This is a genomic window from Limnoraphis robusta CS-951 (assembly GCF_000972705.2).
This window is the reverse complement of record NZ_LATL02000057.1, coordinates 19,760-29,409: the sequence shown is the minus strand read 5'-3', so window position 1 is coordinate 29,409 and position 9,650 is coordinate 19,760. Positions and strand designations below refer to the sequence as shown.

The 9,650-nt window shown below is 38.5% G+C and carries 7 protein-coding genes; 4 read left to right on the top strand and 3 right to left on the bottom strand.

Annotation, left to right across the window (positions count from 1 at the left end; all coding sequences use genetic code 11):
• Positions 1-265: 265 nt before the first annotated feature.
• Positions 266-1,966: a hypothetical protein gene (locus tag WN50_RS04750; RefSeq protein ID WP_049558133.1), complete on the top strand. Its 1,701-nt coding sequence runs from the start codon at positions 266-268 to the stop codon at positions 1,964-1,966.
• Between the two features lie 30 nt (positions 1,967-1,996).
• Positions 1,997-3,745 (top strand): hypothetical protein, encoded by a 1,749-nt coding sequence (locus WN50_RS04745; protein WP_342586735.1) that lies wholly within the window; start codon positions 1,997-1,999, stop codon positions 3,743-3,745.
• Between the two features lie 17 nt (positions 3,746-3,762).
• Here the strand turns inward: WN50_RS04745 and WN50_RS04740 are convergent, their stop codons facing one another.
• Both WN50_RS04740 and WN50_RS04735 read right to left on the bottom strand, forming a co-directional pair.
• Positions 3,763-4,212, bottom strand: coding sequence for a GNAT family N-acetyltransferase (locus WN50_RS04740; protein WP_049558130.1), 450 nt, complete (start codon positions 4,210-4,212; stop codon positions 3,763-3,765).
• Between the two features lie 18 nt (positions 4,213-4,230).
• The gene (locus tag WN50_RS04735) at positions 4,231-5,955 is read right to left on the bottom strand and encodes a glycoside hydrolase family 10-like protein (RefSeq protein WP_049558127.1); all 1,725 of its coding nucleotides are present in this window, start codon (positions 5,953-5,955) and stop codon (positions 4,231-4,233) included.
• A gap of 368 nt (positions 5,956-6,323) precedes the next feature.
• On the opposite strand from WN50_RS04735, the gene WN50_RS04725 reads away from it, so the two are divergent.
• On the top strand, positions 6,324-7,247 hold the full coding sequence (locus WN50_RS04725) for an Rpn family recombination-promoting nuclease/putative transposase (RefSeq protein ID WP_049558121.1): 924 nt from the start codon (positions 6,324-6,326) through the stop codon (positions 7,245-7,247).
• A gap of 17 nt (positions 7,248-7,264) precedes the next feature.
• Here WN50_RS04725 and WN50_RS04720 read toward each other — a convergent pair whose 3' ends face one another.
• Positions 7,265-7,984, bottom strand: a complete 720-nt coding sequence (locus tag WN50_RS04720; RefSeq protein WP_200906209.1) for a M15 family metallopeptidase — start codon at positions 7,982-7,984, stop codon at positions 7,265-7,267.
• A gap of 198 nt (positions 7,985-8,182) precedes the next feature.
• On the opposite strand from WN50_RS04720, the gene WN50_RS04715 reads away from it, so the two are divergent.
• Positions 8,183-9,616 carry an alanine/glycine:cation symporter family protein gene (locus WN50_RS04715; RefSeq protein ID WP_049558118.1) on the top strand — a complete coding sequence of 478 codons (1,434 nt, stop codon included), beginning with the start codon at positions 8,183-8,185 and terminating at the stop codon, positions 9,614-9,616.
• Positions 9,617-9,650: the final 34 nt, after the last annotated feature.

Below are 9,650 nucleotides of genomic sequence, written 5' to 3'. Positions count from 1 at the left end.
CTTGATCCCCCCTTAAAAAGGGGGGTAAGGCGAGGGGATCCTTTTTTTTGATTACTAGATATCTAAAACTATTAATTGCTCCTCCTTCCCTTGCAGGGAAGGGGGTTGGGGGGTTAGGTCATCAAATTTCGGGTCGAGAATGAAAACACCCTACTACTGAGAGAGGGTTTCAAAGCAGATCGGTTCCGATCTGTTTTATTTTGTGCCAAACTACGGTACACTGTCCGATAGAATAAAATCGATTTAATTAATATCTGGGTAAGCCTTGCTAAATTTATCTTTAGAAAAATCTTCGAGTCGTCAAGTCAGGCTATACTTTGGTCTGAGTTTAATTGTAGCGATCGCTTGTGGAATTGGGGCATTTGCTAAAGCTTGGGGTCAAGAATATCTTATACAAGATGATGCGCGATCGCACGTGGTTTGGATGCTGCGGTTTCTCGATCCTGAACTGTTTCCTAATGATAAAATTATCGATTATTTTCAGTCGGTTGCGCCTCTGGGATACGCAAATTTTTATAAAGTTTTTTCGCTGTTAGGAGTCAGTCCTCTTTTACTCAATCAAATTTTACCGACTATTTTAGGCGTGATTACAACGGGTTTTTGTTTTGGGGTGTGTTGGGAAATTTTACCTGTTCCGATGGCGGGTTTTCTCAGTACATTACTCCTCAATCAAAATCTTTGGTTAAAAGATGATTTAATTACAGCTACACCGAGAGCCTTTTTTTATCCCTTATTTCTCGCGTTTTTATACTTTCTATTACGACGATCTGTGATAGGTGTGGGAATTGCGATCGCACTGTTAGGCGGGTTTTATCCGCAAGGGGTTTTAATTGCAGTCTGGGTTGTCATTGTACATTTATTTTGGGAAAGAAAACAGGCAGATCCTATAAGAAATACAAACGACTCGATTTTAATAACGGCTTTGGTGATTGGTAGCTTTGTTTTATTTCCTTATGTTATCAATAATTCTCAATGGGGAGATGTGATCAACCTGACTCAAGCCAAAACATTACCCGAATTTTATCCGGGAGGGCGGGCTTCTTTTTTTACGGATAAACCGTTGGATTTTTGGTTAACAGGGGATCGTTCGGGTTTTTTCCCTCAAGAATGGTTTAGAAAGTCTTTTATTCCGCCTCAAGTTTTTGCGGGAATCTTGTTACCTGTGTTGTTAAAATATCCGGCAAGATTTCCCTTGGCTCAGAAAATTTCTCGTTCCGTTCTGATTTTACCTGAATTATTGTTGGTTTCAACGGGATTATTTTTTCTGGCTCATCTTTTGGCTTTTAAGTTACATCATCCCAGTCGCTATAGTCAGCATAGCTTGAGAATGATCATGGCGATCGCCGGGGGAATTGCGGTAACATTAATTCTGGATGCAATTTTCCGCAAAATTAACGAAAAACAGCACAAGATTTTTTTCAAAAGTGCTTTGGTTGTGTTAGTATTTTTAGGCTTATGTTATCCGAGCTTAACCAACCGCTTCCCCATTACTAATAATGTTGTGGGTGAAATTCCGTTGTTGTATGAATTCTTTGCCATTCAACCCAAAGATACGCTGATTGCGTCTTTAACTGATGAAGTCAATAATATTCCTGCCTTTTCTCAGCGTTCAATTTTAGTCGGTTCTGAATATCTTTTACCTTATCATCAAGACTATTATACAGGGATGAAGCAACGAACTGAAGCCTTAATCAAAGCACAGTATAGCCCAAATTTAGCTGAGGTTAAGCGTTTTATTCAAGATTACAAAGTCGATTTTTGGATGATAGAAGAAAATGCACTGACTTTAGAGTTTGTTCAACAAGATGATTCTCTCAAAAAACTGAGTTCAACTGCGACTGCAAAAGTCGAAGAAAATCTCAAAAATGGACAAAAGCCGATTCTGGAAAGTTTAACGGATCGCTGTACGGTTCTCCAGTTTCAAAATTATATTATTCTCGATGCTAACTGTCTTCTCAATTCTTAATTTTTACTGATCCAATCAAAGTTTATGTCGATGACTCGTTTACACGCATTTTTAACGTCTCCGCTTGAGAAAACCCCTCGTTCGAGAGTGATTTTTTGGTTTAGTCTCAGCATGGTATTTGCTGTTGTTTATGCAGGGATGGCATTACATCGCGCCTTTGAGAGTTCGGGTGTGATTCAAGATGATGCTCGTCAGCATATTTTCTGGATGCAAAGATTTATTGATCCCGAGTTATTTCCCAATGATTTAATTGCCGATTATTTTCAAGCGGTGGCTCCTTTGGGATATACGATTCTCTATCAAATTGCGAATTTTTTGGGAATTCATCCGTTAGTTTTTTGTCGGATTGTTCCTTCAATTTTAGGGATTATTAGCACGCCCTTCGCCTTTGGAATTAGTATCGAAATTTTACCTGTTCCTGTGGCGGGTTTTGTGGGGGCGTTGTTGATGAACCAAATTATTTGGTTAAAAGATGATGTCGCATCAGGAACGCCTAGAGCTTTTATCTATCCCATTTTTCTGGCATTCATCTATTATGTACTGAGAAGTAATATTTGGGGAATTGCGATTTCAATTGGTTTAACGGGGTTATTTTATCCGCAATATGTGTTTGTGGGATTAAGCATTTTAATTCTGCGTTTATTGACTTGGAAAGAAGGGCGGCTTCGTTTTTCTGCTCACCCAAGAGACTTAAAAATATTTGGGATTAGTTTCGCCGTCGCGTTTGTTGTCATGGTGATTTATGCCTTACAAAGCATAGAATTTGGGCCAGCAATGAATCGAGCAGAAGCCCTACAATCTGTAGAATTCTTTGAGAATGGACGGAACCCGTTTTTTAGCGAGAATATTTTTGATTTTTGGTTTAATAGTAGACGAAGTGGGATGTTTCCCAAGTCGTTGTTTACACCTGCAACTCAATGTTTAGCCTTACTTTTTCCGGTTTTATTCCTATTTCGCCCTGCTTTTCCTTTACTTGATAGAATAAAGCCGGGAATTTGGGTGATGTTTCAATTGTTCGTTTCCTCGGTGATGATGTTTTTATTGGCTCATGCTTTTCTATTTAAACTGCATCTTCCTAACCGATATACGGGAATCAGTTTGAGAATTGTTGTGGCTGTCATTACGATTGTTGCGTTTACGGTGATTCTGGATGCGTTGTTGAATTGGATTGAAGTTAAAGGTCAGGCAAAATCAGAAAAAAAGGAAGTTATACCCCGAAAGGTTCAGAAGATTGTTGCAGGTGGATTAATAGGAGTTATGACGATTTCTCTGTTATTTTATCCGAGTTTTGTTCCCTTCTTTCCTCTGGTAAAATACGAACAAGCCGACCGACCTGAACTTTATGAATTCTTTCAACAGCAACCCAAAGATGCTTTAACGGCATCTCTATCTGGAGAGATTAATCAACTACCAACTTTTGCTCAACGTTCGATTTTAATGGGTCGAGAATATGCCATTTCTTATCATACTGGATATTATCAACAGGTGAATCAACGAACAACAGATTTAATTAAAGCTCACTACAGTCCGAATTTGGAAGAACTCCAAACCTTTATTCAAAAGTATGGGATTGATTTGTTTTTAATTGAATTGTATGCTTTTGTTCCTGAATATTTTTATTTTAATGATTGGATGAATGAATTTGAAGAAGGAAAACAAGCGTATCAGTTTTTGAAAACAGGAGAATTTCCGGCCTTAGCTAAAACCATTAGTAAATGTTCTATCTACACAGCCGAAGAGTGGTTTATTCTGGATACAAACTGTATTTTAAAACTGTAAAAACGTGGATCTCTTCATCAGATATTTGAGCGAATCAATCGGATAAACTGACAAATTGAACCCGAAACAGGACTTTCAAAGTGGCTGTTTTCTTGAAATCCTTCTTGGGCATAAAAACGTCTGGCTCGATGATTGTCTGCAATAACAACCGTCCAAGCCGGACTTCCAATAATATTCAGAGCTTGTCTTAACAAACGTTTTCCAACGCCTAGATTTTGGTAATCGGGATCAACATAAAGTAGGCTAATGTGGTTTTCATAAAAAGCGACAAAACCTACTACTTTGTCACCCTCACAAGCCACAAATTTTTGACAAGGATGAAAGATTTTATTCAGGTAAGGATTTTCAGCCAGAGGGATCAAGTCACGAGGAACACAAACCCCTGCAAATTCGCCAGGTTGCGCTCGGTCGTGAACTTGACAAACGGCTTCCCAATCTGTTTCAAAATAGGGACGAATTGCAATCATTTAGAGAGCTAAAAAACCCTATTCTAATTTTAACTCGGGAATGGTAACAGAGGGAAGAGAAGCCGCAATAATTTCTGGTCGTTCAATTGTACTGGGGAATAAAGCTTGGAAAGTCGTTTTACCTTCTTCTGTTTCCGCCAATGACTTAAAGCTTTCGTAGAAGAAGAAAGACACCCCGGAAAATTTCCGCTTGCGACTTTCTGCCACTTGTTCTTTAACCGTTGAAAGATCAACAGATTTGGCTTTTAGTCCGGTTAAAATTCCCACCGCAACCGGAATATTCACTTTAGCATCAAGCACTTCAGAAGCTTCTAAATCTGCTTTAAAACCTTTCGGATCATCCCGATAAACTTGCAGCACTAATTCCTCTACATATCCATTCCGTTCCCAAGTCGGCCAGTCTTGTAAATAATTGTCGTAAGCGTAGGATTTGGGATTCGGTGAAAGGGAAATTGTACAATTGGGTTTGTAATCTTTGACAACCCAAAAGAGGCGCATCATAAAGTCAGTCAATTTATTCGCACGCCAGCGCACCCAGTCAGCCTCTTTAGGGTCAGTTGGAGGTTTTTTACCATTATTTTCTCGTTGGTAAAGTCGAGTCGTAAATTCATCATAACCTAATTCAACAGGTAAGCCAAAATGATCATCAAATTGAATTCCATCAACATCATATTTGCTGACAACTTCGACGACTAAATCAAGGACAAACTGTTGAACTTGAGGGTTAAAGGGATTGAGCCAAACGTGATATTGATTTTCTTCTTTCGTAAACGGAACTCCCTCTTGATTAGTCGTAATCCAACTGGAGCGACTTTGTAAGAATTTGGAATCTTGGGGAACCATAAACCCAAACTCAAACCAAGGCATAACACTCATGTTTTTAGCTTTGGCTAGAGTGATGATTTCTTGCAGAACATCTCGCCCTTGTAAACCCGTTGCTGGATCGAGTTCAACCCCAATAATTCGCTTCATTACTTGACTGGGATACTGGGTATAACCCCGATTCCAAACAACAGGATAAAGGGTATTAAATTTGAACTCGGATAAGGAATTAATGGCATTCGTAACAGAAGAGGCAGAAAACAAAACATCACTGTCAATATTCGTGAGCCAAACGCCTCGTATTTCTCCTTTAGGAGCTTCAATTTCTACGGCTTTGACTAAATATTCATCGGGAACAGAAGATTCTTCGTTCGCTTTCAATAAAGCTTGAGATAAAAAGGTTGCAATTTCTGCCCGAGTTGCAAATTCATTGGGTTTGAGGAATTTGAGATTTGGGTAATTCACAACTAAACGATTTTCAGTTGCCGCCGCGATCATTCGTTTGGCATAATCGGGAATTTTATCCGCATCACTATAGGTTTTTTCTAAGGTGAAAGCAACAGGTTGAATCATATCGAGTTTCAAGCCACTAGACAATGCAACTAAGGCTTGAACCCGAGGAATTTTTTCTGTAGCTTTAAAAGTTTTGTCTTGATAACCACTTAAAAATCCTGTCCGATAGGCTTTCTGAATGACTTCATAAGCCCAGTATTTTTTGTCAACATCTGCAAATTCAAATCCTTCTCGAATGGGCGATTGATTCGGAAAGGCTTTGTTCAGCATGGCGGCAAATTCTGCCCGCGTTACAGAAGCATCGGGTTTGAATGTTTTATCTTCATAACCACTAATAATTCCATCATCTGCTAATTTTTCAATACAGTCTTTTGCCCAATGATCTTTGATATCACTAAAATCTGCCATGATTTCTACCGTGTTGGTTAAATTCTAAACGCTGGGTTGTCGATTTATAGAAGTTTCTGATAATTCAACCCTTTGAGTTCTTTCGATGCCTCTGTTAAGCATTCAGGGAAAAATGATAAATTAATTTTTTCTAAGCGATCGCCAAAGTTCATTTGATTTGCTTCTATAATAGGATTGGGGAGATTTTGTAAAGAAAGTTTTAAGTATTTTTTTCCTGAAAGATTCAATCGATGACAACAAGTTGAACTCCATCAGCTCCAAGTCCCGAGGCGGATTCAGGTCGCGGAGTCGGAGCATTTGATCTCACTTCTGTTTAATTGTTAATAGATAATGATGACATTAAGCTACTCAGTTGAGGTGAACGAACCATGAGATTTATCAATCCTAAAACCGATTTTGCCTTTAAAAAAATTTTTGGTTCTGCCGAAAGCAAAGATATCCTGATTAGTTTTTTAAATGCCTTGATTTACAATGCTGAAGCTGTTATCGAAGATTTAGAGATTATTGATCCCTATCTTTCGCCTCGGATTCAAGGTTTAAAAGATTCCTATCTGGATGTGAAAGCTAAACTGAATGATGGGTCTATTGTCATCATCGAAATGCAGGTTTTAAATGTGGAGTCGTTTGGTAAACGAGTGTTGTACAATGCAGCTAAAACCTATTCTCTACAACTCGAATCTGGACAAGGTTATCGGTTCCTTAAACCTGTGATTGCTCTAACGATTACAGATTTTATCATGTTTGAAGAATCGCAACGGTTAATTTCTCGTTTTGTTTTTAAAGAAGAAAGTGAAAATTTCAAATACAAAGGGAATGAAATTGATTTGATTTTTATTGAACTCCCGAAGTTTAATAAAGCATTAGAACAGTTGGAAACCTTAACAGATAAGTGGATTTATTTCCTCAAAAGTGCTATGGTGTTAGAATCAGTTCCGCAAAATATGGAAAATATACCTGCTATTCAACGGGCTTTTCAAATCGCTAACCAAGCCAATTTAAGCCGTGAAGAACTTGAAGAACAAGAAAAAAAAGAAATGTTTATTCAAGATCAACAGGGTATGATTCTGTTAGCAGAAAGAGAAGGATTAGAAAGAGGTCTAGAAAGAGGTTTGGCAGAAGGTCTCGAACAAGGACTTGAACAAGGACTCGAACAAGGTCTAGCAGAAGGTCGAGAAGAAGGTCGTAAAGCTAAAGCGATTGAAATTGCCCGTCAGTTGTTGAATATTTTGGATGATGAAACCATTAGTCAAACGACGGGACTGACTCTTGAGGAAATTCAAAACTTGCGCTAAGTTTATCTCAGGTCATTTCAGGAATATCTCCCATATTTTGCGACAGATTTCTGTTCAGTTTCTTGCTGATTGTTTAACCAAGCCCACATCTGATCTCCATAGGAAAAATGCCACCATTCATTCGGGTGCTGTTGAAATCCGGCTGAAATCATTACTGCTGCTAAAATTAGGCGATTTTGATGATATTCTTGCTCAACTAAATGAGAACTTTCAGCAAAATGATTGGGATAGGAACGAGGGGAAATTTCATCAATCGGAGAACCCATATCAACGATTTTTCCTGTATGATTAACTAACGTAATATCGATAGCGGCGCCTGTACTATGAGGAGGCGGTGTTGCAGGATCAAGACTCGGAACAGCCCAAAATTGATAGACTTCTTCTAAGATAGCTTGGCATTGTTCTGCTGATATTAAATCAGGTTTTAATTCTCTAGTTTTTAGGAGTTCTGAAAAGGTATAATCAACCATAAATTGTTGGACTTCTACCGGACGATAAGCATCAAAAATCAAGATTTTCCAACCCGGATAATCAGATTGCAATTGCGTTTGAGCAGTGATTAAACGTTCGAGAACTTCCTGACGTAAATAATAGGGAGAATCAACACCTGAAAGATGATAAGGTGCGCCAAGTTTTTCATAAGGATGAGGAGATTCAACTGCAAATTGTTCGAGCGGAATCGGTAATAACGGTTCACCACAGTCTTGAACGGGTACTTTTTGGTAAGGTTTGATCATATTTTTAGTATTGTTAAATAAAGTAACAATAACTGACTGTTATCAACCGTATAATTGTATTATAAAATACAGAAATTAAGAGATTGTTTCTATATCGTCATGTTAACTCTAGATGTTTTTAACATATTTCTTTACGTTTGAGGCAATTTGTTTAAATGTCATGTATGATTTATTACAATAATTTTAGGAGAATAGCAAGTGTTAGCTTTTCTGAATGATTTAATCTGGGGTAAGATACTCATTTTTGTACTGATTGCGGTGGGGTTGCTTTTAACAATCTCCTCTCGATTTGTTCAGTTTCGATATTTTGGGCGAATGTTCACGATTTTAGGAGAATCATTTCACCGAGAAGAAGGGCATTTAAGTTCGTTTCAAGCCTTAGCTTTAAGCGTTGCCGGACGAGTGGGAGCGGGTAATATTGCGGGTGTTGCAGTTGCCATTACTCTTGGAGGGGCGGGCGCTATTTTTTGGATGTGGGTTATCGGTTTAATTGGCATGGCAACCAGTTTTTTTGAATGCACTTTAGCCCAACTTTTTAAAAATGCTGAACCCGATGGAACTTATCGCGGTGGCCCTGCTTATTATATTGAACGTGGACTCGGTAAACGCTGGTTAGCCTCGCTATTTTCTGCGCTTTTATTGATTACATTTGGCTTGGGATTTAACGCTCTCCAATCTTACACCGTTGCAACTTCTATTCAAGACACTTTTGGAGTACCAACTTCGATTACAGGTGTGATTCTACTGATTGTTTTAGGGTTAATTATATTTGGTGGAATTAAACGGATTGCTGATGTTGCAGAATTTGTAGTTCCGATTATGGCAATCGGATATTTTGCCATGTCTTTGTTTGTACTTGTCACCAATATTGCTGAGATTACGAATGTCTTTAGTCTGATTTTTAAAAGTGCTTTTGGCTTACAACAAGCCGTTAGCGGTGGAGTGGGATCGGCGATATTATTTGGGGTAAAACGAGGCTTATTCTCTAACGAAGCAGGTTTAGGAAGTGCGCCAAATGTGGCTGCGGTTGCCTATGTTGAACACCCGGTAAATCAAGGCATCATTCAATCTTTTAGTGTGTTTATTGACACGATTATTTTGTGTACTTGTACAGCCGCAATTATTCTTCTGTCTTCGGTTTATCAACCGGATAGTGATGTGAGTGGAATTGTCTTAACTCAAGCGGCAATGGCTGAACACGTTGGGGGTTGGGGGCGAGCTTTTGTCACCATTGCCTTAGTGTTATTTGCCTTTACCTCGATGATTTATAATTACTACTTAGGTGAAAATAGTCTCAACTTTTTTAGTCCAGAAAATAAGCTGCTGTTTAATATTTTTCGCGGTTTGACTCTAGCATTAGTTGTCTGGGGATCGGCACAAGATTTAAGTACCGTATTTGCTTTTGCAGATTTGACAATGGGACTCTTAGCCTTAGTTAATCTTGTAGCCGTTTTTCTACTCTTTAAAGTGGGTTTACGAGTGATGAAAGATTTTGATCGGCAAGTTCAAGCGGGAGATCAACAACCTATTTTTGATGCGAGTCGATTTTCTGATCTCAATATTGATCGTCAAGCTTGGAGAGAAAAAGGTGATAATATGCCGGAGTTAATCACAACTAAAGTTTCAAATTAACCGATGTAGGGGCGGGTTAAAATAGGTTTATAAT